Below are 21475 nucleotides of genomic sequence, written 5' to 3'. Positions count from 1 at the left end.
CCTTACAGGTGAAAATCACCCTGATACAGTTTGCTATCCAGCGTTACCGCCATCGCCTTATAACGCAGCAGCACGCGGGTAAATAACAGGCTAACCAGCATCGCCAGCGAGCGGTAACCCTGGGGCAACGTGCGATAGCCAAAGCGCAGCGTTTGCGCACGGTGAATTGCCGCCGCCTCTTCCATCAGGATAAAGATAAAGCGCCATGTCAGCAGAATTTGCTCAATGAGAATACGCGGCACTCGCCCGCGTTTGAGTAGCAGGATCAGCTGTGGAAATGGCAGATTAAGCACCAGCCAGAAGGTCGCCGCCAGCGCCGCAAGACTTCGCCACAACGTGCTGTTCGCCGCCGCCATCCCCTGCGGTGTTACCCCCAGCCAGACATTGCCGACTGATACGCCAAACAACATATGCTGCGGTTCACGCGTAATGCTGAACAGCACCGTCAACACGCCGATCAGCAAAAAGCCCATCGGCAGTGCCATCCAGCGCAACCAGCGCCACAGCGAGACGCGCAGTAACCAGCAGGTGAACACTGCCAGTAAGGCCAGCAACGCCGCCTGCCCAACCGGCGGCAGAGAGAACGCCAGCGCCATCATCAGCAACCAGCAGCCAAACTTGCGCTCCGGCGCAACGGCGAACCAGCGGCTCTGGTAGCTCAGCCGGTCAAACACGTTTGTTATCACGCTGCCTGCCTTTCATATAACCCAGAATGTAAAAAATCACTGCAGCACCGATTGAGCCTTGCAGCGTGAAAAGCAGGCTTTCAATCTCGCTGCTGGCCGGTTCATATAACGGCTGAAACCACGGCTGGTAATGCGGCGCCACGCGCTGGATCTGGCTTTCCGCTTCGCTATCGGAACCGCCGTATTCACCGCCGTGATTGATAAAAAATGGCAGGATGACCAGGGCGATCACCATTGCTAACAGAATCAGTGTCTTTTTCATGTTACTGCCTCCCGGCGGGGATGAGCTGACGTTTGGTGAGCTGGTCGTAAATCATCACCGTTAACAAGCCTTCGGCAATGGCAATCGGGATTTGCGTCAGGCAGAAAATACCCATGAACTTAACGATGGACCCGCTCGCGCCCTGCTGCGGATCCGGGAAAGCCACGCCAAGCTGCACCGAGGTGACAAAATAGGTCACCAGATCCGCCAGCATCGCGCACAGAAACACCGCCACATCGCGACGCAACCCCGCGCGACACGCCAGTTTCCACACCATATAACCGACAACCGGGCCAATCACCGCCATCGACATGCCATTGGCGCCAAGCGTGGTCAGCCCGCCGTGCGCCAGCAGCAGTGCCTGAAACAGCAGCACGATCGCGCCAAGCACCGCCACCACGCCGGGGCCGAACAGGATCACCGCAAGACCAACGCCGGTCGGGTGCGAACAACTCCCGGTGACCGAGGGGATTTTTAACGCCGACAACACAAAAATAAACGCACCGCACAGCGCCAGCAGCACTTTCTGGTTGTTATCATCCGCCACGATACGACGCAGCCGCACCAGCCCGTACCACAGGCATGGCAGGAACAGCAGCCACCAGGCCAGCGCCCACACTGGCGGCAAAAAACCTTCCATGATGTGCATCGCAAACGCCTCCTGCGGCACGATTATCAATAGCAGCGCCGCCGCAAGCCCACTGAAGGACAACGGTTTTAGTTGTTGCTCTTGCATAGCCTCTCCCACTGTTTATTCACCAGAATGGTCGAAAAATAGGGCAGCGGCTGATCGTCGCTCACCTCGCTCAGTTGCCGCCAGCACTGCTCGTCCGGCAGCGTGGCTTCCGCCATCATCAGCGCATGGTCGAGCAACCCCGCTTGCGCAAGCAGTGCTTTGATCCGCGCGAAACGGCCATAGACTTTCATCAACACCAGGCTGTCGTGCTGCGCCAGTGCCTGGCGGATGTCGCTTTCCGGCGCGGTGCAGGAGACCACCGCCAGCGACTGTTGTTCAATCGCCAGCGGTGTTTGCGCCCGCGCGGCGATGGCGGCAAACGAGGTGACGCCGGGAACAATCTCCAGATTTTGCCGGTGTTGCAGGCGCTGCAGCAAAAACACCCAGGTGCTGAACAGCATGGCGTCACCAAGCGTGATAAAACCGACCTGCTTACCGGCCTGCACTTCAGCCTCCAGCGCAGCAGCGACCTCATCCCACACCGCCTCTTTTTCCGCGCTGTCGGCGCTCATCGGGAAGTGACAACAGCGCACGTCGGTCTGCTCACCGAGATACTCACGTACAATCGACAACGCCAGGCTGTCGCCGCCTTTGCGCCCGGCCGGCGCGTACAGCACATCCAGCTTTCCGAGAATACGCGCACCGCGCACAGTGATAAGATCCGCCGCGCCCGGGCCGGTGCTGAGGGCGTAGAGTTTTCCGCTCATGCCGCCACCTCCAGCGCGTGTTCGAGCGCCTGGTGTAAATGCTGAACAAACATGGCGCGGATATCAGCGTTTTCACCCAGGCCTTGTAGCCACGGCGTGGCAGCGATACCGACGCGTTCGAACTGCGTTTTCCACGAATCGTCATCATCGGAAGCCATATCATTAATCGCATGATCGCCTGCCACCAACATCAGCGGCATCAGATGAACGGCTTTGACATCTTCCCGGCGCAGGCTGTCGATGATGACATCGATTTCCGGGTAGCTTTCCACCGCGCCGACGCGCGCCGGGAAGCGATGCGCCGCCATCATATGGTCAAGGCAGGCATAGGCTGCAAAAGCATGATGGCTGGCGCCGTGGCCCATAAACACCACGCGTTCATCCGGGGCGACCATCGGCATCTGACGCGAAAGCGCCTGCATCAGATGCAGGTAATCTTCATGGCTGCTGAGTAACGGCGCACCAATCACCAGCCGTTTAAACAGCGGGCGCATCGTTTGTACTTCACGGGCAATTTTTTCGTACTCATCGCCGTTGATAATGTGCAAAGACTGGATTGCCACATCCTGATAACCCTGTTCCGCCAGTTTTTGCAGCGCTTCGAGCGGGGTATCAATGTGCAGGTTGTCGCGCTGCCTGAGCTTGCGAATGATCATGCCGGAAGTGAACGCACGAAACAGGGTGCGATCCGGGCAACTGGCCGCCAGCTCTCGCTCGCAGGCAACAATGTTTTTCTCACAGGTGTCGTGATAGCTGGTACCGAAGCTCACCACCAGAAGGGCTTTTTTCATGCTGTTCTCCTCACTGTGCCGCCAGCCAGCGCCGCAACCGCCCGGCGAAGGCATCCTGACTGTTGAGTAACTCTTCCCCGCTCACCGCAGGTTGCGGGCGGGCAATGACGATGCACGGAATGCTGGCATCCAGCGCGGGCTGTACTTTTTCCAGATAACCGCCTTCCGCCCCGGAGGCTTTGGTGATCAGCACTTCCACACGATACTGGCGATAAAACGCGGCGTTAAACCCGGCGCTGAACGGGCCGCAGAGGGCGAAAATATCACCAACGCCGAAACCCAGCTCCGCGCACTGCGCCACCACTTCCGGCACGGGAAGCACCCGTGCCAGTAAGGTTTTATCCGGCAAGCCTTCGCGCCAGCGCGCCAGATCTTTACTGCCGGTGGTCAGCAAAATACGCTCGCCCAGTTCGCGGGCTTTGGCGCAGGCCTCTTCCAGCGTGGCGACATAAAACAACAACGGATGGGTTAAATCCGCTAACTGCTCCGGGCGCTGATAACGGCTGAGCAGCACCTGTGCCTGCTCGCAGGCCGCGGCAATATTGCGGCTCACCGCATCGGCATACGGGTGCGAAGCATCAATGACCCAGCGCGTACCGTGGTGTTGCAGCCATGCGACCATATCGCGCATCTCCAGCCGCCCGCAGCGCACCTGGCCGCGAATATTTCCCGCCAGTTGCTGCCCGGTCGGTGTCGCCACCGACAGCGTGTAGCACACATTGGCTGCGTCCAGTTGTTGGCAAATTTGCCGTGCATCGCTGGTGCCGCCGATAACCAACACCTCCCCGGCGGTCACAGGGTGTAGCCCCGGGGCGTGATCATCAGGCCGTTTTGCACATAAGTGGCGCGGTTGCCGACAATCACCAGGCTGGTCATATCGACGGGTTCAAAATCCATCTCGCCAAGCGTGGTCAGCCATTTCTCTTCTTTTTTGCGCCCGGCAGATTTCACCACGCCCACCGGCGTGTCGGCGCTTTTGCTGGCCGCAAGCAGTTCAAACGCGCGCGCCAGGTGGCCTTCGCGGCCCCGACTGCGCGGGTTGTAGAAGCAAATAACGAAATCCGCTTCACCCGCCGCGACAATGCGTTTTTCAATCACCGGCCACGGCGTCATCAGATCGCTTAAGCTGATATGGCAAAAGTCATGCATCAGCGGCGCGCCGAGCAGCGCGGCGGCGGCAATGCTGGCGGTCATACCCGGCACCAGACGGACTTCCACATCGAGTTGCTGCTTGTTCACTAACTCAAGTACCAGCCCGGCCATGCCGTAGATCCCGGCGTCACCGCTGCTGATCAGCGCCACGTTATGTCCTGCCTGCGCCAGCTCAATCGCCGCCTGGCAGCGCTCAATCTCTTTGCACATGCCGGTTTTGATCACCTGTTTATCGCCGGTAAAGGCTTTCACCAGATGGGTGTAGGTTTTGTAACCGACCACAATTTCCGCCGCCTGCAGCGCTTCAACGGCTTCCATGGTCATCATTGCCTGTGAGCCGGGGCCAATCCCGATTACCGTTAACATCAGTGTGAAACTCCCAAAGTAATAGTCACGCCCTGCTCACGCAGGGTTTCGCCAGTCAGTTGCCCGTCGCTCATCAGCCATGCCGCCGGGCCGGAGACACTCCCGACCCCGGCGTTGCGGCGGACAAATCCCGAGGCGGGAAAATGGTGTTCGTATTGCCGCAATGCCTCAGCCGTGAAAACGTCAAACGGCACGCCCAGGCTTTGCGCCAGTTGGATTAGCCCTTTTTCATTCTGCTTTAAGGTGATGCTGCCAATCGCGCGCAGCGCCAGCGGGTCAATGGCGTTCGTCTGCAACTGGCGTTGCAACAGCGCCGAAAGCAGCGTAAACGGCGTATCGCGCCGACAGCCCATCCCCGCCACAATGCGTTTCGGCACCAGTTTGAAAACAGGCACAGGGAGAACCGGCAGCGCCGCTTGTGTGGTCACGCACACGAGGCCATCCAGTGGCGGTAACGCATCGAGGCGATCCACTGCGATAAAACCACGCGTATCGCAGCGCGCCACCTCCTCGCGCATCGCCGCGTCACACCACAGGCCAACGCGTTTACCGCTGACCAGCATCTGGTTGATGGTCTTTACCGCTGCGCGAAAATCCTGCATTCGCGCATCCAGTTGGATGGCCAGCGTGTCGAGCGCCGCCAGATCGTTTACGTCTGTCGCGGTGGTGATCACCGGATCGGCGTCCAGTACCGCCGCGAGGTAACGCGCCAGCGCATTCGCACCGCCGCAATGCCCGGAGAGCAGGCTGATCACATGCTGCCCGCGCTCATCAATGACGATCACCGCCGGATCGTTAAACTTGTCATTCACCAGCGGGGCGATAACGCGCACGACAATGCCGGTTGCGCCAATAAAAATCACCGCTGAAAAGTGGCAAAACGCCTCGCGCAGACTCTTCGCAAAACTGCCGTCGAAAGGCTGAAATCCCGCCGTGAGCAGTTTCTCGCTGGTAAAACAGGTCATCGGCAACGCAGATTGCAGCCGCGCCGCCAGCGCCACGCCGCCCGGCGTCAGGCAAAACAGCGCTATCGATTCAGGCTTTGCGGTATTCATGGCTAAAATCCGCCGCGTAAAGTCGTGAGTAGTGGAACTCTTCGCCCAAAAAGGCGCCAACGAGGATCAGCGCGGTTTTGCGGATCCCGGCATCGCGTACTTTGTCAGCAATATCCGCCAGCGTGCCGCGCACCGTCTGGCTTTCCGGCCAGGTCGCTTTATAAATAACCGCCACTGGCGTGGTCTGCGGGTAACCACCTTCGATTAAACGTTCCGCCACGCGGTGAATGCGTTGTACCGAGAGGTAAATCGCCATCGAGGTCTGATGGCTGGCAAATGCCTCCAGTTGCTCGCGCTCCGGCACCGGCGTGCGTCCTTCGAGGCGGGTGATGATCAGGCTTTGCGACACCTCCGGCACGGTGTACTCCACACCCAGTTCCGCCGCCGCGCCGAGAAACGCGCTGACGCCGGGTACAACCTGCCAGCGAATGCCACGGCGGGTTAACACTTCCCCCTGTTCGCGCACCGAGCCATACAGTGAAACATCGCCGGTTTGCAGGCGTACCACCACTTTCCCGGCCTTCACCCCGGCTTCCATCAGGTCAATAATTTGCTCAAGGTGCAGCTCTGCGCTGTCGTGGCACTCTGCGTCTGGCGGGCAGTATTCCAGCAGTTCGGTATTAATCAGCGAACCGGCGTAAATCACCACCTGCGCCTGTTGCAACAGGCGATACCCTTTCAGCGTGATGAGCTCTTTATCGCCCGGTCCTGCGCCCACAAACCAGACAGTTTGTGCATCCGTGTGCTCAGCCATGGTGTTGCTCCTTTTCACAGGAAATTAAAAAAACGGGATTATGCGCTTTGAAGTAGTGACCGCTGCCAAGCGCGGTCAGTTGAGAAACCTGAAGTTGCTGGCAATCCAGCGCAGTGACGGGGCAATCGGCCAGATGCGCCAGTGCGGTACTGAGGTTTTCCTGCAGAATAAAGGTCATCACCAGCCGCCCGCCGGGCTTAAGCTGCGCCAGCGACCAGTCGATAAGTTGTTTCAGATTGCCGCCGCTGCCCCCCATAAATACCGCGTCCGCAGGCTGCTCAATGAATAGCGGTGCAACGCCGGGGATCAGGGTGATATTGCGACAAGCAAAGCGCTGACAATTCTCTTCCAGTAGCCCGAGCGCTGCCGGGTTGCGTTCAATCGCCGTGACCTGCAACTGCGGGTGCGCCAGCGCCGCTTCGATGCTCACACTGCCGGTGCCCGCGCCGATATCGATCAGGTGGCGGGCATCGTGCAGCGCCAGCTTTGACAGCGCTACTGCGCGCACGGCCTCTTTGGTCATCGGCACCTTTTCACCGCGAATAAACCGCTCATCGTTCATTGAGGATCACCACCACATTCATTTCGTAATGCGCCTGCACATCCGCCGGGCGCAGCCTGTGGATACGTTCATTGTCCATACCGAGATTTTCGCCAATCACCAGCCAGCGGTTCTCGGCCCCGCGCGAAATCAGCGCATCGGCAATGGCTTTTGGCCCGCAGCGGGCATCGGTCACCATCGCGACCTTGCTGGCACGCGCCAGGGCATCGAAATCGACATCGCGCCCGTGGCTACTGGTCAGCCAGATATCGTTCATATCAATACCGGTGCGCGAGCAGAGGTATTGCGCGGCGCTGATGCCGGGAATAATGCGCAACTGTTCAATACCAAAATGCGCCACCAGCCGCGTGCCGATGCCGTAAAACAACGGGTCGCCGGAGGCCAACACCACGACATTGCGCGCGGCGTGCTTTTCCAGCCACGCCAGCAAAGCAGGAATGTCAGCATCCAGCGCTCGTCGTTGCCCGGCGAAATCGGGGAACTGCGCCAAGTGGCGTTTACCCCCGACCAGCACGTCAGCCTGCGCCACCGCCTCCTGCGCCTGCGGTGTCATTAGCGCCAGATTGCCTGGTCCCATTCCGGCAACGGTCAACATCTGAGATCCCTCGCAATTTCTTCAACCGGACGGTTCGCACCCAGCACCTTGTTATCAAAGGAGAACATCACGGCATCGCACTGCGGCGGGTTGTTCGTAAAGCGCAGCATCTGCTTGATACGCTGACAGATTCGGGTTGCCAGGTGATCGTAAAGGTGGCTGAACCCGGCGGCGTCGATGTATTCCATTGCCGCTTCGGTGGTGTCGCACTCGCTCACCGCCAGCAGCAGCGCGTGCGGCGCACCGAGCAGCGCCAGATGTGCGACCAGCGTTTCCATGCGCGCATCCGCGATATGGCTGTGGGTGTGAAAGATCCCGGCGGCGATTTTCACCAGCTTGCCAGGGTGACCGACCAGCACGATATGCCGGAAACCGAGGCGCACCGCCTCTTCCAGCATGTAGCCGACAAAGTTACTCATGGTGACCACAAGTTCGCCCGATACGCCCAGATGTTCACGCACAAAACGCTCGCCGTGGTTGCCGGGCACCAGGATCACCCGATCCATCCCGACGGCGCGTTTTAACTCCAGCTCCAGCGCCAGCGAGCGCTTCCAGCTCTCTTCAGACATCGGCGTGACAATGCCGGTGGTGCCAATAATTGAAATACCGCCAAGAATACCGAGCCTGCCGTTGTAGGTTTTCTTCGCCCGCGCTTCCCCTTCCGGGGCAAAAATTTCCACCTCTGCGCCGCGCGTCGGACCAATCACTTCGCGCACGGCGGCTTCGATAGTTTGACGCGGCGTGCGGTTGATGGCCGCTGCTCCGACCGCCAGGCCAATGCCTTTACGGGTCACCGTGCCAACGCCCTCGCCGCCACGCAGGGTAATCTCCCCCTCATCATTGAGCGTAACGCGGGCAAAAATCAGCATGCCGTGCGTAGCATCGACGTCATCGCCTCCGTCTTTGCGAATCGCGGCGACAGCCTGAAGCCCCTCCACATGCGGACATTCGACATTCAGGCGCAGCGTGACACCCGATGGCGTGACAATCGACACCTGGTGAAGAAGGTGCTGGCGCAGCACCATCAGCGCGGCCACTTTCGCTGCCGCCGTCGCACAGGAGCCGGTGGTATAGCCTTTGCGCAGCGCTTTTCCGTTGTGCCACACCGGATCGTCGAAGGCCTGTTCGCTCATTGCGCCTCCCGCAGGCTGTAAAGCAATGCGTTAACGATCGCCGCCGCCACGTTGCTTCCGCCTTTGCGCCCGCGAGCGGCAATACCCGGTAAACCGCTCGCCACCAGTGCCTCTTTCGATTCTGCCGCGCCGACAAACCCGACCGGCACACCGACCACGCCATTCACCGGCGCGTTATGTTCCAGCAGGCGAAACAGTGCGGTGGGCGCATTACCGAAGACAAACACTTTGCCGCCCTCTTCGCCCAGCGCCAGATCAACCGCCGCCATCGAACGGGTGATACCGTCGGCTTTGGCGCGGCGCACCACGCGCGGATCGGAGATATAGCACCGCACTTCACCACCGAATTGCGCCAGCAGCGTTTTGTTAATGCCGGAAAGCGCCATGGTGGTATCGGTGTAGAGCGTGCAACCCTGTTTAATCGCGGAACACAGGCTTTCCAGCGCGTCAGAGGAGAACCATAAGATATCGAGCCAGTCGAAATCCGCTGTGGTGTGAATGACCCGTTTGATCACCGCTTCATGCAGCGGGCTGGCAAAGCGGTAATCGGGACGCGTCTCGTTGATGATGTCGTCGATAATGACAAAACTTTTGGCTTCAATAGCCTGCGGTTGCTGCAAATAATCCATCTTTTCCATCCTCAGGCTCCCGTCCACACAAAACGCACCAGTGCAAACAGCACCAGCGCCAGCGTTGAGGCCAGCCACATCATCCGGATGGCTCGCCCGATGTCATCCACGTCGATGGCGCGGGTGTCATCGCCAATCCAGGGTTTGTCGACACGTTGGCCGAAGTAGTCATTTGGCCCGCCAAGGCGCACGCCGAGCGCACCCGCCACGGTGCCTTCCGGCCAGGCGCAGTTCGGGCTGCTGTGATTGTTCCGATCACGAAAACCAATACGCAACGCGGCGCGGGCATTCTGGCGACAACACCAGGCGGCGACGCTCAGCAGCAGCCAGCTCAGGCGTGCCGGGATAAAATTGGCGACATCATCCAGCCGGGCGCTGACCATGCCGATGGCGCGGTACTTTTCATGTTTGTAGCCGACCATCGAATCCAGCGTATTGACCGCTTTATAGGCCATCGCCAGCGGCGCACCACCGAGCAGTAAAAAGAACAGCGGGGCAATCACCCCATCGACGGTGTTCTCGGCGACCGTTTCCACCACCGCGCGGGTGATTTGCGGCGGCTGCAACTGGCGGGTATCGCGCCCGACGATCCATGAGAGTTTTTCACGGCTTTGCGCCAGAAGCCCTTCGCGCAGCGGTTTTTCCACTTCCCGCGCCATGTCCGCCAGGCAACGGGTGGCGAGCGTGGTGTAAATCATCCACACCTCAATGCACCAGCCGAACCACGGGTGAATGGCGTTCGCCAGCGCCAGCACGCCCCAGGCAAGACTCCAGCTCACGCCGACCACCACCAGCCACATCACGCCGCCGCCCACTCGCAGCGCGTTATCGCTATGGCAGCAGCGCCGCACGATGCTTTGCAGTAAATTAATCAGCGCGCCAATCCAGCGTACCGGATGCGGCCAGTGCGGCGGGTCGCCCAGCAACCGATCGAGTAAAAAGGCCACAGCCCAGGCAAGTAGCGTCATTGCGCGCTCCTTGCGGCGGCAAACCAGTGGTTGAGCATTTGCGGGCGTTGCGCGAAGTGCAGATGCAGGTAGCTGGCGAATGTGTTGCCAACCTGCCAGCCGCCCTGCCAGCGTTTGAGTACTTCGCCGTCGCGGGTTTTATGGCAGTCAAGCACCGCCGCCGTTTGTGCGGTGAAATCCGAGTAGTGAAATTCATGACCGCGCAGGGTTTCACCCGCCGCTGCCAGTAAGGTCTGTTGCGTGGCGCGGGCTTCGCAGTAGCCAAAGCGGGTCAGTTTGTTACCCATCACGCTAAGACCGGGGATCACATTCGCCATCGGCCATTCGTCGCTGTCCGCGTCACGCAGCGCGGTGCCGAGATACATCAGCCCGCCGCACTCGGCGTAGATCGCCACACCGCGCCGATGCGCCGCGCGGATAGCCTCCAGCATCGGGGTATTTTCTGATAACGCCCGCGCATGCAGCTCCGGGTAACCGCCGCCCAGCCACAGCATCTGGCATTCCGGCAACTGGCGATCCCGTAGCGGACTAAAGCGCACAATGCGCACACCTGCACGATCCAGTAAATCGAGGTTATCGGGGTAGTAAAAATTAAATGCTTCATCAAAGGCTAATGCCAGCGTCAGCCCTGCAACGACATCCGGCAACGGCGGCATTTGCCCTGCGGGAAGGGTCGTGACCTGGCTGAGCGTCAGCAGTTGGTCGATATCAAGGGTTTGCTCCAGACGCCCGGCAAAATCGTGCCACGGCCGCGCTTCCTCCACTGATTCACGGGCGGTCACCAGCCCGAGATGGCGTTCCGGCAGCGCAACGCCGGGCGTGATCGGGACATAACCCAGCACCGGGAGCGCGCAATAGCGTTCAATGGCGTGTTTCAGTAGCTGAAAATGGCTGTCGCTGTTGACCCGGTTAACGATAACGCCGGCAATGGACAGTTGCGGATCAAAGTGCTGAAAACCCATCACCGTGGCGGCAATGGAGGTCGACACCGCTTTGCCGTCAACGAGTAAAATCACCGCAACACCGAGCTGTTTTGCCAGCGCGGCGCTGCTGCAATAATCGGGGTCAGTGCCGTAGCCGTCGAACAATCCCATCACGCCTTCAATAACCGCGACATCGCATGCCGCAGCATGATCGCTAAAGAGCGCGTTTAGCGTGGGTTCCGGCAGCATAAAGCTGTCGAGATTGCGGGAGGCAACGCCAGAAACGGCGCTGTGCCAGGCAGTATCGAGGTAATCCGGCCCAACTTTGAACGGCTGAACGCGTAAGCCACGGCGCTTAAAAACAGTGAGCAGCCCCAGCGTGACGGTGGTTTTCCCACAGCCGCTGCCGGTTCCGGCAAGGAGAAAGGCGCTGCGCCTGTTTGACATTGCTGACACCCCATTACGGGCGGAAAGCTGAAGTCAGGCGCGCGTTTGCCCGGTCTTGCGACCGTACGCTTCTGAGCAACCCACTTCCCACCGAAGTTGTTGATAATGGCCCATCAGGTCGGTCTTCTGGCTTAGCGTCATCCTCACCCGTCCTTCCCGATCTGGCGATCAGTGGTGTTTTCGGGGTTGTCAGCATCACAGCAGCGGGGGCTGCGGGGGATTTTCACCCCCTTCCCAGCCGCGCAAAAAGCGGCGGCAAAACCTGTTGGCTTATTGCGTCACGGCGCGAAAACAGGGTTCGCGTTCTCATGACATTTCCCCAAAGCGCACTGGATTGCCGCAGGGAAATAAAACTGAAGCAGTTTATCGTCGCGTAAACGCGAGTTTGTTGCGCTATGACAATGTATTGCGTGCCCGTTTTTATCAACACCTGATTTATTCAGCTTTCGCCAACCGATCTTTAGCGCTGGAAACTTCATGCGTAATTCAACACCGTCTCAGATGGTAAAAAATACCGGCGCAGTCAGGTGATAGCGCTGACGAAAAAGGCTGTGCACTATCGATCCTGCGAAAATCCTTACCTGCCGAAGGTAAAAGCCATCTGCGAGTGCAATAACAGGGAATGCTTCGTGCCCTGATGGACATATACCGGCAGTGGTTAACGCTGGCATTCGCGCGGATGAAGTGACACTATCCGGTTTTATTTTTAAGGGGAAGCACCGTGGCGCAGGCAGCATGTCCCGCATCCTGCGGCGAAATTATCCAGGGCTGGATCCTCGGCGGTGAAAAGCTGGTCTCCTGCCCGGTGGCGTGGTACAGCCACGTGGAAGTCACCACCGGTACGCCACTTGCCAATGAACGCCCGCTCACCCGCGCGATGCTCAGGCAACTGCTGGCGCACTGGCAACTCCCCGCGTCACTCTCATCAACCCTGCGTATCGACTGCCGCTCGACGATTCCGGTAGCGAAAGGCATGGCCAGCAGCACCGCCGATATCGCAGCGACAGCCGTGGCAGCAGCCCGACACCTCAATCAATCATTGGATGAAGAGACGCTGGCGCAACTTTGCGTGGCGCTGGAGCCGACCGACAGCACCCTGTTTTCAGGCCTGACGCTGTTTGACCACAACACGGCGGCAACGCGCATTCCCTGTGGCGCGCTGCCGCCCACCGAGATCCTGCTACTGGAAAGCCCGCTGACGCTGACGACCGCAGATTATCACCGGATGGCGCGTCAGCAGGCGCTGCTGGACAATGCGGAAATACTGGATAGCGCGTGGCAAATGCTACAGCGCGCGTGCGCACAAAAAGATGCCGCGCGGCTCGGCGAAGCCGCAACGCTCAGCGCGATAGCCAGCCAGGCGCTATTGCCGAAACCTGCGTTCACTACCCTGCTCAACCTGGTGGAGCAGTTCGGTTTATATGGTCTGAACGTGGCGCACAGCGGGAGCGTGGTGGGTCTGTTTCTGGATTCGGCACGTCACGATGTGGAGGCGGTTTGCCGGTTTTTAACGAAGAGTGAGCTGGCGGCGCACTGGCCGAAAAATTACTTGTTGAAGATGGTGGCGGGCGGCGTGAAATAAATAAGGGTGAGAGGCGAACCTCTCACCGCGAGGCATTATTCGGTTTTCGCTTCAACCGACTTCAGTTCGCCCATGGTTTTCAGCTTTTTGGAGATGTCGCGACGCTCTTTCGACAGCTCGGCGTTTTTGATGATGTAATCATCTACGCGATCTTCGTAGTCGGTTTTCATGCTGGCGATAATGCCCTGAATGGCTTCAACGCTCATGCCCGGTTTGATGTAATCGCTGAGGTTATCCAGCAGCAGTACGCGCTTCTGGTTATCACGGATCTTCTTCTCAACGTCCTGAATTTCACGCTGCAACTTGTTTTTGCGGCGGAACAGACGCACAAACTCCAGAACGTCCTGGAACGAAGGCTTGGTTGTTTCCATTTTTACACCCCTGATAATGTGAGATTCGGATTCGTTAACGCAACAAGCTTAGAGGCAAACCTACCCAAAGCGGTTGCATATGACAATAATTTTTCCTTTTCCCTATCATAACCACAAATCCAGCTGAATCGAAACAACCAGACTGTGTACAGCGGCTATCTGCCGCTTATTTGCGCAATGCCCGGCAGATCAAATGCGATAACAATTCCAGCTGGCGCGCCAGCTCCAGGCTTAACCAGACATAACCATGAATCGAGGTTTCGGCCAGTGCATCCCCCTGATGCGCGCGGCTTAACTGGCGTAACTCGGTGACAATCTCATTGAGCTTTTCCGTATTTGCCAGAATCGGCTGCGGGTTGCCTTCATACAACGCGTGGGCAATGGTTAGCAACGTCTGCTGCGTCATCTGCTGTGTTTCACGCAACGTATTCGCATTGATCATGACAAAATGGCTGGCGCGCGAGCTCCAGTGGGCATTGATCTGCAACTCCAGCATACACACCAAATTACGGCTGACGGTCTGGATAGCTTCAAAAATCGCTTTCTGGATATGGGTTTCTTTACTGGCTGGCGTGATTAAGCCGCGCATTTTTACCACGTCATTGAGAATTTTTTGCAGGTGCTTTTCCAGACGCGGCCGCTCCACCAGGTTGCGGGACAACCCCGCCTGATAGACCCGGTTAAACGCCGTGACATAATTCGCCATCTGAATGCGCCAGTGCAAAAACGCCCGCTGCGGCCAGATGCCGGTGAACAACATGGCCAGCAGCGAACCAATAATGACATCGCCACTGCGCCACAGCGCTGTTTGCATATCGCCTGTTGGCGCGCCGACTACCACCGAGAGCGTCACGCCGATAATCAGTGCCTGATACGGCTTTTTACCGAGCGCCAGCCAGCCGCATATAAACATCGCAACGGCACACCACACCAGCATTACCGGCAAAGAAATCAGCTCCAGCCTTAACGCCACCAGCCCCAGTACGGCTCCGAAGATGGTGCCACCGATACGCTCAAAAGCGCGCGGAACAACATTCCCCCAAAAGGAAATTGGCCCCATCAACACCACCAGCGTGATTAATGGCCAGGTGCCTTCCGGCACATCCAGCAGGCGGATCAGCAGGAAAGTCAGTACAAAGGCCAGAGCGATGCGCACGCCGTGCACGACGCGATAATGACGGTAAAGACGAATTTCAAAAGTACTGAGTGATTTGTCGCGGCGCACGGCCGTTCTCCGGGCTAGAAATAAAAAGAGGCGCAATTGTAGGATTTTTCAGTGGCAGATATCACCTTTTAAAACAAAAAAGAGACGCCAGTTTGATCCTGACGTCCCTTTGCATACGTTTACGGCTTACAGCACTTTCGACTCTACCGGAATATACATCTCAATCTCCCAGTAACCGTCGCGCTGCCCGTCGTTACGATAGATTTCGAAACAGGGTCCGGCAGCAATTTGTAATGCCTGATCGGTGAGCAACTCATCGAAAAAGAGATCCCAACTGGCGGCAAACTCTTCGTTGTAAACCCGCGCCTGCGCCACCGCGTACTGGCCGCCCGGAACCTCGGTGGTCATCACCCCCTCGCTGTTGGCTGGCACCTGAAACGCAGCGTCAACGGTGATCGCCACATCCGCCCGCAATTTCTCTGCTGGCACTTCATCCGGGTTGTCGTAATAAACGCAAATCCACTCCAGCGGCTGGATCTGCTTGTTATCCACCCACATCGACAGCTGTGCAAATCCCTGTTTAACTTTCTCGTCCCACGGCCCGACCAGATGAAACCCGGCAATACGGCGTTTTTCACACTGCTTGACTGTGTAGCTCATACTAACTCCCTTAGTGTTACTGTTCGAACATACAGTATAACGGGCAGGCGTATGCCTGCCATCTGCCACCGCTCAATTATGCGAGCAACCTCGCATGCCTTCCAGACGGCGCTTGACGGTGTCAGCTTTTATGGTGGAGGTAATCGCTCAGACGCGAGAACAAGCCGCCTTTGCCGACGCTATCCAGCGTGACCAGCGGCCAGTGCGCGATCACTTTATCGCGGTCATAAAGCTGGATTTCCCCCACGCGCTGATGTGCTGCCAGCGGCGCATCCAGCTCCTTGCTGTCCAGTACATATTTGGCTTTTACGTTTTGCAGTTCCGCTTTCGGCAGCACCAGCCAGTAATCCCGATCGGTGCCGACATCAACCTGCTCTTTATCCCCGTACCACACACGCTCGCTACCCACTTTTTTACCGTTACGCAGAATTTCCACGGTATTAAAGTTCTGCTGACCCCAGTGAAGCAGCTTACGCGCCTGCTCTTCACGCCCTTTCGGGCTGTCTGCACCCATGATCACCGCAATCAGGCGACGTTCTCCGTCCACGCTTGAGGCAATCAGGTTAAAGCCTGCGCCAGACGTATGGCCGGTTTTCAGCCCGTCAACGTTCAGCGTTTTATCCCACAGTAAACCGTTGCGGTTTTGCTGGGTAATGCCGTTCCACGTCAGGCTTTTTTCACTGTACATATGGTAGAAATCCGGCTCGCCATGAATGATGGCACGGGAGAGCACCGCCAGGTCGTACGCAGAGCTGTGCTGACCCGGCGCATCCAGCCCGTGTACGGTTTCAAAATGGGTATCGCGCAGATTCAGCTTCTGGACGTAATCATTCATCATGGCGACAAACTGTGGCTGCCCGCCCGCCACGTGATCCGCCAGCGCCACGCAGGCATCGTTACCGGAATCAACAATCAAACCACGGCTTAAGTCACGCACCGTCAGGCGATCGCCTGGCTTGAGGAACATCAGTGAAGAACCATCGAACACTGGGTTTCCTTTTGCCCAGGCGTCTTTTCCGACGGTGACGACATCATCAGCCCTGATGCGGTGGCTATCGATGGCGCGGTCAACCACGTAGCCGGTCATCAGTTTGGTCAGGCTCGCCGGGTTACGTTGCTGATGTTCATTGCCTGCCGTTAAGATTTGCCCGGTGGTGTAGTCCATCAATACCCAGGAGCCCGCCTGAATTGCCGGGGGCTGAGGAGCAAAAGGTAAGTCGTCGGCGTAAGCGTGGTTCACGCAAACCGCCAGCAAAGAAGCAGCAAACAAACGGCGTTTCAATGAAATATCCTCAATAGCATCTAAAATCGTCGTTCTTTGTACGGAACTTCGTGTGTCGTTACCTGGTTAAATTGCAAAAAAGTGTGACACAGATCGATTTTAACCACCTGTTTTTGCGAAGGTCTGCGGAAGAATGACCGGTTTTCCTTCGGCACACGCGCCGGGATGGTTTACCATAGAGGGCATATTTACTGACAGGATGAGCATCTGGTGTCTGATTCCGCCGCAACGCCCACTTTTCTCTTTCACGATTACGAAACTTTCGGTACCAGCCCGGCGCTGGATCGCCCGGCGCAGTTCGCCGCGATCCGCACCGACGCGGATTTCAACATTATTGGCGAGCCGGAAGTCTTCTATTGCAAACCGGCGGACGACTATCTGCCGCAGCCGGAAGCGGTGCTGATAACCGGTATCACCCCGCAAATTGCCCGCGCCAAAGGCGAGAACGAAGCGGCTTTCGCTAAACGTATTCACGATCTGTTCACCGTGCCGAACACTTGTGTGCTCGGTTACAACAATGTGCGTTTTGACGACGAAGTGACGCGCAATATTTTCTACCGCAACTTCTACGATCCTTATGCCTGGAGCTGGCAGAACCATAATTCACGCTGGGATCTGCTGGACGTTATGCGCGCCTGCTACGCCCTGCGCCCGGACGGGATTAACTGGCCGGAAAATGAAGACGGTCTGCCCAGTTTCCGCCTTGAACACCTGACAAAAGCCAACGGCATTGAACATGCCAACGCCCACGATGCAATGGCGGATGTTTACGCCACTATCGCCATGGCGCAACTGGTGAAAGCGAAGCAGCCGAAGCTGTTCGACTACCTTTTCAGCCATCGTCACAAGCAGAAGCTGGCAACGCTGATCGATGTGCCGCAAATGAAACCGCTGGTGCATGTCTCCGGGATGTTTGGTGCCTGGCGCGGTAACACCAGTTGGGTGGCGCCCTTGGCCTGGCACCCGGAAAACCGCAACGCGGTGATTATGGTGGATCTGGCGGGAGATATGTCGCCGCTACTGGAACTGGATACCGATGCGCTGCGCGAAAGGCTGTATACACCGAAAGCGGAACTCGGCGATAGCGCGGCGGTGCCGGTGAAACTGGTGCATCTGAATAAGTGCCCGATCCTGGCGCAGGCCAATACGCTGCGCCCGCAGGACGCCGAGCGGCTGGGCATTAACCGCCAGCAGTGCCTGGATAATCTGCAAATCCTGCGCGATAACCCGCAAGTGCGCGAGAAAGTGCTGGCGATTTTTGCCGAGGCGGAACCGTTCGTCCCTTCTGATAACGTGGACGCACAGATCTACAACGGCTTTTTCAGCGATGCTGACCGCGCCGCGATGAAAATTTTGCTGGAAACCGAGCCGCGCAACCTGCCCGCGCTGGACATCACCTTTGCCGATTCGCGCATTGAAAAACTGCTGTTTAACTACCGGGCGCGTAACTTCCCCGGCACGCTGGATGAGCACGAACAGCAGCGCTGGCTTACCCATCGCCGCAATGTCTTTACTCCTGAGTTTTTGCAGCAATACGCCGAAGCGCTTCAGGCGCTGTTCCAGCAATATGACGGCGACAATGAAAAGCAGGCGCTGTTGAAAGCGCTGTGGCAGTACGCCGAAGAGATTGTCTGAAAGAGCCCTCCCGCTACCGGGAGGGCATCGGCTTACGCCTTCTGCACGGTAATACTCCAGGCGGCATCGCCAACCTGTTGGTAATCCGTAATGGTGTGGCCCTCTTCCGCCGCCCATTGTGGGATAGCTTCCGTCGCCTGGGTGCAGTCGAACGCAATAATCAGTTCATCGCCGCGGGCCATCTCCGCCAGCGCCGCTTTTGCTTCTATCAGAGGAAACGGGCAAACCTGCGTTACCACGTCCAGTTTTTTTACAGCCATAACAGCTCCTGTAAGTTAAGCCGCAGCCGCCGCCAGTTTCGCTTTGCGCTGCGGACGGACATATAAAAACCATGACGCCGTCCATACGCCAAGGATCATAAATACCAGCCCGACCCAGCCCTGCCAGGTCATCATCGCGGTCATCACCAGACCATTACCAATCGAACAGCCGCCAGCCATACTGGCTCCCACGCCCATCAGCAGGCCACCAAACCCGCTGCGCAGCGTGGTTTGCGCATCCGCCGCGCGTACGCGGAATTCACGGCTGGCTTTCGCGGCAATAAACGACCCCAGGAAAATCCCCAGCACGAGGAAGACGCCCCAGTTGAGGAACTTACTCTGCCCCGCCACCAGGAACTGCAAAATGTTGGCGGTGGGTGAGGTAATGCCCAGCCCAAACATGCGGCCAGTCGCTTCACTGAGCGGCCAGGCCAGCAGTGCGATTAGACCGATAAGTATCGCAGTGACAAAAGGATGCCAGCGCTTTTCAAACAGCAGGTGCGCAAGCCCGGTGCGTCGCGGCGGTAATGACGCAATCTTCAGCTTCGGCTTACGCAGCTCTCTGACGACCGCCCACAGCGTGACGGCAAGCAGCAGTGCGATAAAAGGCCAGACGGAAACGCCGAAGGTTTCGGCAATCGAGTTATGTTCGGTGCTGTAGGTTTTCAGCAGGCTGTTAATGCCGTCTGCATGCGGGGATCGCATAACCGCGCTCATCACCATATAGGTAAACAGCGCAATCCAGCTCCCGATCAGCCCTTCCCCTGCACGGTACCAGGTGCCTGTCGCGCAACCACCGGCATAGACAATTCCCAGTCCGAAAATGTAACCGCCAACAACAGTGCCAAGCCACGGGAACGTCCCGGCATTGTATTGCAGCGCTCCGCTCTGGATTAAGGCAAAGACACCAACGCTTTGAATGGCGATGGCAATCAACAGGGCATAAAACATCCGGTTATTTTTGGCGATATACATATCGCGAAATCCGCCGGTCAGGCAGAAGCGCCCGCGCTGCATCACAAACCCCAGCAGTGCGCCGCAAATCAATCCACTCAATATCATTGAAAACATAACGGTAGCTACGTCAGAAAAACCAGATCGTGAATTTTCCACGCGCAGCTTGGACGGAACCAATAACGAAATTATCTAACTTAGTTCGCCGGGTTATTAATAGGGAGGTAACAGATATAAAAAAGCCGGAGACAAGGCTCCGGCTGAGTAGATATGCAGAAGAAAATTTACTGCGCGATATCTTCGTACTGCGGGACTGGATTGCGGAAGCTGCGCGTCACGCACGCCAGGTAAACCAGGCCGATACCGCCCCAGATAAGCCCCAGGATCATCGAGCTTTGCTCAAGGTTGATCCACAGTGCGCCAACCGTCAGCGCACCGCACACTGGCAGCACCAGATAGTTGAAATGGTCTTTCAGCGTCTTGTTGCGTTTTTCGCGGATCCAGAACTGGGAGATCACCGACAAGTTAACAAAGGTGAACGCCACCAGCGCACCAAAGTTAATCAGCGCCGTGGCCGTTACCAGGTCAAAACGGATCGCCAGCAGCGCGATTGCGCCAACCAGCAGCACGTTCCACGCCGGAGTACGCCATTTCGGATGGATATAACCGAAGAAACGGGTCGGGAATACGCCATCGCGCCCCATCACATACATCAGACGGGAAACGCCCGCATGCGCGGCCATACCGGACGCCAGCACGGTCACGCTGGAGAAAATCAGCACGCCCCACTGGAATGTTTTACCCGCAACGTACAGCATGATTTCCGGCTGAGAAGCATCCGGCTCTTTAAAGCGGGAGATGTCCGGGAAGTAGAGTTGCAGGAAGTAAGAGGCCCCGATAAATACCATGCCGCCGATCAGCGCAGTCAGGAAGATGGCGCGCGGGATCACACGCTCAGCATCTTTGGTCTCTTCAGAAAGAGAAGAGATACCGTCAAAACCGAGGAACGAGAAGCACAGGATAGTAGCGCCAGTGATCATCGGCACGACATGGGCGCCTTCAGACCAGAACGGGCGGGAACTTACCAGCGTGCCAGCACCTTCGCCGTGGGAAACACCGTAGATGATCAAACCAACGATGACGGCGACAATCCCCATTTGCAGGATAACAATCAAGGTGTTGAAGTTCGCCACGGTTTTGATGCTGCGCAGGTTGGAGATGGTCATAAAGGCCACCAACGCCACCACGAAAATCCACGACGGCACCGAAGGCACCAGCGCTTCAAAGTAAATTTTCGCCAGCAGAATGTTGATCATCGGCATGAACAGATAGTCCAGCAGCGATGACCAGCCCACCATAAAGCCGACGGCCGGGGAGATGGATTTCTGAGCGTAGGTATACGCAGAGCCAGCAGACGGGAAGCGGCGTACCAGCTTGCCGTAGCTCAGCGCAGTAAAGAGGATAGCGACCAACGCAAAGGCATACGCGGTTGCCACGTGACCATCGGTCAGGCCAGAGACGATACCAAACGTATCGAACAGCGTCATTGGCTGCATATAGGCCAGGCCCATCATTACAACCGGAATCAACGTAAGCGTCTTACGTAATTCCACGCGAGAGGTTTTTGGAGTAACGTTATGCGTCATGGCGATTCTCCTGTACGGCGAGTGCCGGCGCAAAAGCAAAAAATTGCCCCATTTGTGTTATTTCCTCAGCGACAACGACTGTCGGTTTTTAAATGTGTATCTATCCGGTACGAAGCCCGGCCTCTTTTATTGAATGACGTTTGTGCCTGCAAAA

The 21475-nt window shown here is 57.6% G+C and carries 25 protein-coding genes and 1 riboswitch; of the genes, 2 read left to right on the top strand and 23 right to left on the bottom strand.

From position 1 onward, the window contains the following. Positions 1–2: 2 nt before the first annotated feature. From M8Q36_RS15015 to M8Q36_RS14945, 15 genes are read right to left on the bottom strand one after another with little or no spacing between them, the layout of a single operon-like run. Positions 3–683 carry an energy-coupling factor ABC transporter transmembrane protein gene (locus M8Q36_RS15015; protein WP_502825493.1) on the bottom strand — a complete coding sequence of 227 codons (681 nt, stop codon included), beginning with the start codon at positions 681–683 and terminating at the stop codon, positions 3–5. Further along, on the bottom strand, positions 667–948 hold the full coding sequence (locus tag M8Q36_RS15010) for an energy-coupling factor ABC transporter substrate-binding protein (protein WP_249881403.1): 282 nt from the start codon (positions 946–948) through the stop codon (positions 667–669). The genes M8Q36_RS15015 and M8Q36_RS15010 overlap by 17 nt, the downstream gene beginning before the upstream one ends. A 1-nt stretch (position 949) precedes the next feature. Next, a complete protein-coding gene (cbiM, locus tag M8Q36_RS15005) occupies positions 950–1684 on the bottom strand; it encodes a cobalt ECF transporter S component CbiM (RefSeq protein ID WP_249881402.1) in 735 nt (244 codons plus the stop codon). Continuing rightward, complete coding sequence (locus tag M8Q36_RS15000; RefSeq protein WP_249881401.1) at positions 1666–2391, bottom strand: cobalt-factor II C(20)-methyltransferase; 726 nt, start codon at positions 2389–2391, stop codon at positions 1666–1668. Before M8Q36_RS15000 ends, cbiM begins: the two co-directional genes overlap by 19 nt. Then, positions 2388–3182, bottom strand: coding sequence for a sirohydrochlorin cobaltochelatase (gene cbiK, locus M8Q36_RS14995; protein WP_249881400.1), 795 nt, complete (start codon positions 3180–3182; stop codon positions 2388–2390). Before cbiK ends, M8Q36_RS15000 begins: the two co-directional genes overlap by 4 nt. A gap of 10 nt (positions 3183–3192) precedes the next feature. Next, the gene (locus M8Q36_RS14990) at positions 3193–3978 is read right to left on the bottom strand and encodes a cobalt-precorrin-6A reductase (RefSeq protein WP_160269577.1); all 786 of its coding nucleotides are present in this window, start codon (positions 3976–3978) and stop codon (positions 3193–3195) included. Further along, a complete protein-coding gene (locus M8Q36_RS14985) occupies positions 3975–4700 on the bottom strand; it encodes a precorrin-3B C(17)-methyltransferase (RefSeq protein ID WP_249881399.1) in 726 nt (241 codons plus the stop codon). The genes M8Q36_RS14990 and M8Q36_RS14985 overlap by 4 nt, the downstream gene beginning before the upstream one ends. Continuing rightward, positions 4700–5755, bottom strand: a complete 1056-nt coding sequence (gene cbiG, locus M8Q36_RS14980) for a cobalt-precorrin 5A hydrolase (protein ID WP_249881398.1) — start codon at positions 5753–5755, stop codon at positions 4700–4702. The genes M8Q36_RS14985 and cbiG overlap by 1 nt, the downstream gene beginning before the upstream one ends. Continuing rightward, positions 5736–6509, bottom strand: coding sequence for a cobalt-precorrin-4 methyltransferase (locus M8Q36_RS14975; protein ID WP_249881397.1), 774 nt, complete (start codon positions 6507–6509; stop codon positions 5736–5738). The genes cbiG and M8Q36_RS14975 overlap by 20 nt, the downstream gene beginning before the upstream one ends. Further along, the gene (locus M8Q36_RS14970; protein ID WP_249881396.1) at positions 6502–7071 is read right to left on the bottom strand and encodes a decarboxylating cobalt-precorrin-6B (C(15))-methyltransferase; all 570 of its coding nucleotides are present in this window, start codon (positions 7069–7071) and stop codon (positions 6502–6504) included. Before M8Q36_RS14970 ends, M8Q36_RS14975 begins: the two co-directional genes overlap by 8 nt. Continuing rightward, on the bottom strand, positions 7061–7666 hold the full coding sequence (locus tag M8Q36_RS14965; RefSeq protein ID WP_249881395.1) for a cobalt-precorrin-7 (C(5))-methyltransferase: 606 nt from the start codon (positions 7664–7666) through the stop codon (positions 7061–7063). Before M8Q36_RS14965 ends, M8Q36_RS14970 begins: the two co-directional genes overlap by 11 nt. Continuing rightward, a complete protein-coding gene (gene cbiD, locus M8Q36_RS14960) occupies positions 7660–8799 on the bottom strand; it encodes a cobalt-precorrin-5B (C(1))-methyltransferase CbiD (protein WP_249881394.1) in 1140 nt (379 codons plus the stop codon). Before cbiD ends, M8Q36_RS14965 begins: the two co-directional genes overlap by 7 nt. Continuing rightward, positions 8796–9428: a cobalt-precorrin-8 methylmutase gene (locus M8Q36_RS14955; RefSeq protein WP_249882780.1), complete on the bottom strand. Its 633-nt coding sequence runs from the start codon at positions 9426–9428 to the stop codon at positions 8796–8798. Before M8Q36_RS14955 ends, cbiD begins: the two co-directional genes overlap by 4 nt. An 11-nt stretch (positions 9429–9439) precedes the next feature. Further along, the gene (gene cbiB, locus M8Q36_RS14950; RefSeq protein ID WP_249881393.1) at positions 9440–10396 is read right to left on the bottom strand and encodes an adenosylcobinamide-phosphate synthase CbiB; all 957 of its coding nucleotides are present in this window, start codon (positions 10394–10396) and stop codon (positions 9440–9442) included. Next, a complete protein-coding gene (locus tag M8Q36_RS14945) occupies positions 10393–11766 on the bottom strand; it encodes a cobyrinic acid a,c-diamide synthase CobB (RefSeq protein WP_249881392.1) in 1374 nt (457 codons plus the stop codon). The genes cbiB and M8Q36_RS14945 overlap by 4 nt, the downstream gene beginning before the upstream one ends. A 99-nt stretch (positions 11767–11865) precedes the next feature. Next, positions 11866–12047: riboswitch (cobalamin riboswitch) on the bottom strand. Positions 12048–12487: 440 nt separating this feature from the next. On the opposite strand from M8Q36_RS14945, the gene M8Q36_RS14940 reads away from it, so the two are divergent. Next, on the top strand, positions 12488–13348 hold the full coding sequence (locus M8Q36_RS14940; RefSeq protein WP_249881391.1) for an L-threonine kinase: 861 nt from the start codon (positions 12488–12490) through the stop codon (positions 13346–13348). Positions 13349–13383: 35 nt separating this feature from the next. Here M8Q36_RS14940 and M8Q36_RS14935 read toward each other — a convergent pair whose 3' ends face one another. The 4 genes from M8Q36_RS14935 to dacD all read right to left on the bottom strand — a co-directional run bounded on the left by M8Q36_RS14935 (position 13384) and on the right by dacD (position 16826). After that, positions 13384–13719, bottom strand: coding sequence for a DUF496 family protein (locus M8Q36_RS14935; protein ID WP_017458442.1), 336 nt, complete (start codon positions 13717–13719; stop codon positions 13384–13386). 166 nt (positions 13720–13885) lie between these two features. After that, positions 13886–14944 carry an FUSC family protein gene (locus M8Q36_RS14930; protein WP_249881390.1) on the bottom strand — a complete coding sequence of 353 codons (1059 nt, stop codon included), beginning with the start codon at positions 14942–14944 and terminating at the stop codon, positions 13886–13888. A gap of 126 nt (positions 14945–15070) precedes the next feature. Further along, entirely contained in the window at positions 15071–15544 is a 474-nt protein-coding gene (gene sbmC, locus M8Q36_RS14925) for a DNA gyrase inhibitor SbmC (protein ID WP_200550498.1), read from the bottom strand. 121 nt (positions 15545–15665) lie between these two features. Next, the gene (gene dacD / locus M8Q36_RS14920; protein WP_249881389.1) at positions 15666–16826 is read right to left on the bottom strand and encodes a serine-type D-Ala-D-Ala carboxypeptidase DacD; all 1161 of its coding nucleotides are present in this window, start codon (positions 16824–16826) and stop codon (positions 15666–15668) included. Positions 16827–17036: 210 nt separating this feature from the next. Between dacD and sbcB the strand changes: the two genes are divergently transcribed. Next, a complete protein-coding gene (gene sbcB / locus M8Q36_RS14915; protein ID WP_249881388.1) occupies positions 17037–18461 on the top strand; it encodes an exodeoxyribonuclease I in 1425 nt (474 codons plus the stop codon). A 32-nt stretch (positions 18462–18493) separates the two neighbouring features. Here the strand turns inward: sbcB and tsuB are convergent, their stop codons facing one another. The 4 genes from tsuB to yoeI form a co-directional block, all read right to left on the bottom strand. Next, positions 18494–18721, bottom strand: a complete 228-nt coding sequence (tsuB, locus tag M8Q36_RS14910; protein WP_249881387.1) for a thiosulfate utilization sulfurtransferase TsuB/YeeD — start codon at positions 18719–18721, stop codon at positions 18494–18496. A gap of 15 nt (positions 18722–18736) precedes the next feature. Further along, entirely contained in the window at positions 18737–19792 is a 1056-nt protein-coding gene (gene tsuA, locus M8Q36_RS14905) for a thiosulfate utilization transporter TsuA/YeeE (RefSeq protein WP_249881386.1), read from the bottom strand. A 167-nt stretch (positions 19793–19959) separates the two neighbouring features. Then, positions 19960–21321: an APC family permease gene (locus tag M8Q36_RS14900; protein ID WP_249881385.1), complete on the bottom strand. Its 1362-nt coding sequence runs from the start codon at positions 21319–21321 to the stop codon at positions 19960–19962. Beyond that, positions 21311–21373 (bottom strand): membrane protein YoeI, encoded by a 63-nt coding sequence (gene yoeI / locus M8Q36_RS25595; RefSeq protein WP_487249776.1) that lies wholly within the window; start codon positions 21371–21373, stop codon positions 21311–21313. The genes M8Q36_RS14900 and yoeI overlap by 11 nt, the downstream gene beginning before the upstream one ends. Between the last annotated feature and the right edge of the window lie 102 nt (positions 21374–21475).

It is taken from the genome of Kosakonia sp. R1.Fl, from assembly GCF_023516815.1.
Lineage (GTDB): Bacteria > Pseudomonadota > Gammaproteobacteria > Enterobacterales > Enterobacteriaceae > Kosakonia.
Note: the sequence above shows the minus strand (reverse complement) of the source record. Positions and strands in the feature narration are given on the sequence as shown.

Bases quoted from the DNA above. Each gene is read 5' to 3' on its own strand.
- M8Q36_RS15010 (WP_249881403.1), bottom strand. From the start codon at position 948: ATGAAAAAGACACTGATTCTGTTAGCAATGGTGATCGCCCTGGTCATC.
- cbiM (WP_249881402.1), bottom strand. From the start codon at position 1,684: ATGCAAGAGCAACAACTAAAACCGTTGTCCTTCAGTGGGCTTGCGGCG.
- M8Q36_RS15000 (WP_249881401.1), bottom strand. From the start codon at position 2,391: ATGAGCGGAAAACTCTACGCCCTCAGCACCGGCCCGGGCGCGGCGGAT.
- cbiK (WP_249881400.1), bottom strand. From the start codon at position 3,182: ATGAAAAAAGCCCTTCTGGTGGTGAGCTTCGGTACCAGCTATCACGAC.
- M8Q36_RS14985 (WP_249881399.1), bottom strand. From the start codon at position 4,700: ATGTTAACGGTAATCGGGATTGGCCCCGGCTCACAGGCAATGATGACC.
- cbiG (WP_249881398.1), bottom strand. From the start codon at position 5,755: ATGAATACCGCAAAGCCTGAATCGATAGCGCTGTTTTGCCTGACGCCG.
- M8Q36_RS14975 (WP_249881397.1), bottom strand. From the start codon at position 6,509: ATGGCTGAGCACACGGATGCACAAACTGTCTGGTTTGTGGGCGCAGGA.
- M8Q36_RS14970 (WP_249881396.1), bottom strand. From the start codon at position 7,071: ATGAACGATGAGCGGTTTATTCGCGGTGAAAAGGTGCCGATGACCAAA.
- M8Q36_RS14965 (WP_249881395.1), bottom strand. From the start codon at position 7,666: ATGTTGACCGTTGCCGGAATGGGACCAGGCAATCTGGCGCTAATGACA.
- cbiD (WP_249881394.1), bottom strand. From the start codon at position 8,799: ATGAGCGAACAGGCCTTCGACGATCCGGTGTGGCACAACGGAAAAGCG.
- M8Q36_RS14955 (WP_249882780.1), bottom strand. From the start codon at position 9,428: ATGGATTATTTGCAGCAACCGCAGGCTATTGAAGCCAAAAGTTTTGTC.
- cbiB (WP_249881393.1), bottom strand. From the start codon at position 10,396: ATGACGCTACTTGCCTGGGCTGTGGCCTTTTTACTCGATCGGTTGCTG.
- M8Q36_RS14945 (WP_249881392.1), bottom strand. From the start codon at position 11,766: ATGTCAAACAGGCGCAGCGCCTTTCTCCTTGCCGGAACCGGCAGCGGC.
- M8Q36_RS14935 (WP_017458442.1), bottom strand. From the start codon at position 13,719: ATGGAAACAACCAAGCCTTCGTTCCAGGACGTTCTGGAGTTTGTGCGT.
- sbmC (WP_200550498.1), bottom strand. From the start codon at position 15,544: ATGAGCTACACAGTCAAGCAGTGTGAAAAACGCCGTATTGCCGGGTTT.
- tsuB (WP_249881387.1), bottom strand. From the start codon at position 18,721: ATGGCTGTAAAAAAACTGGACGTGGTAACGCAGGTTTGCCCGTTTCCT.
- tsuA (WP_249881386.1), bottom strand. From the start codon at position 19,792: ATGTTTTCAATGATATTGAGTGGATTGATTTGCGGCGCACTGCTGGGG.
- M8Q36_RS14900 (WP_249881385.1), bottom strand. From the start codon at position 21,321: ATGACGCATAACGTTACTCCAAAAACCTCTCGCGTGGAATTACGTAAG.